The sequence below is a fragment of the Pseudomonas sp. GD03903 genome, assembly GCF_029840045.1.
In the GTDB taxonomy this organism is placed as follows: Bacteria; Pseudomonadota; Gammaproteobacteria; order Pseudomonadales; family Pseudomonadaceae; genus Pseudomonas; species Pseudomonas pseudonitroreducens.
Window position 1 is genome coordinate 1 of the sequence record NZ_JAOCBT010000065.1, and the last position, 846, is coordinate 846.

An 846-nucleotide genomic window follows, 5' to 3' on the forward strand; every position below is an offset into this window, starting at 1 on the left:
GGGCGAAACCACTGACGACACTCGCCCGAAAGTCAGCGGCACAGCCGAAGCCAACAGCACGGTCAAGCTGTACGACGTATACGACGGCAACACCTACCTGGGCGAAACCACCGCCGATGGCAACGGCAACTGGTCGTACACGCCCACGACGGACCTGGCGCAAGGGCCACATAACTTGCGCGCCCAGGCAACCGACCTGGCAGGCAACCTGAGTGAGCCGTCGAACGCTTTCAACTTCACGGTCGAGATCGCCGCACCGTTGCCGGCAACGCCGGTCATTGTCTCGGTGTATGACGATGTTGGTGCCAAGCAGGGATACCTGGTCCAGGGCGAAACCACCGACGACAGTCGCCCGACGATCAATGGCACGTCCGAACCCAACCGGATCGTCGTGCTCTACGACAACGCCGACAGGATCGGCAGCACTATCGCCGATGACGGCGGCAATTGGTCGTACACCCCGTCAAATGACCTGGCGAACGGTGCACACAACATCATGGCCCGGGCAGATGACGGAGCAGGCCACCTGAGCGGTGTGTCGAACGAGTTCGGTTTTACGGTTTCCGTGGTCCAGACGCCACCGGTGATCACGACTGTTTATTACTACAGTGAAGCTCTCGGCCATTGGGTGTATGTAGACAACAACACGACTACCAACGAAAAGCGTCCGGTAATCTCCGGCCTGGCCGAAGCCGACAAGACGATCACCGTCTACGACCGCGACGTGCCACTCGGCACCACGACTTCTGACGGTAATGGCGAATGGTACTTTAAGCCGGCGACCGACCTGGCAGACGGTACGCATGCGATTACGGCCAAGTCCAGTGATGGGGCGGGTAACTTCAG

1 protein-coding gene is annotated in these 846 nt (G+C 59.9%); it reads left to right on the plus strand.

Translation table 11 applies throughout. The annotated features are described in order from the left end of the window. A partial coding sequence (locus tag N5C91_RS31820; protein ID WP_279834516.1) for an Ig-like domain-containing protein occupies window positions 1-846 on the plus strand: 846 nt, incomplete at both ends.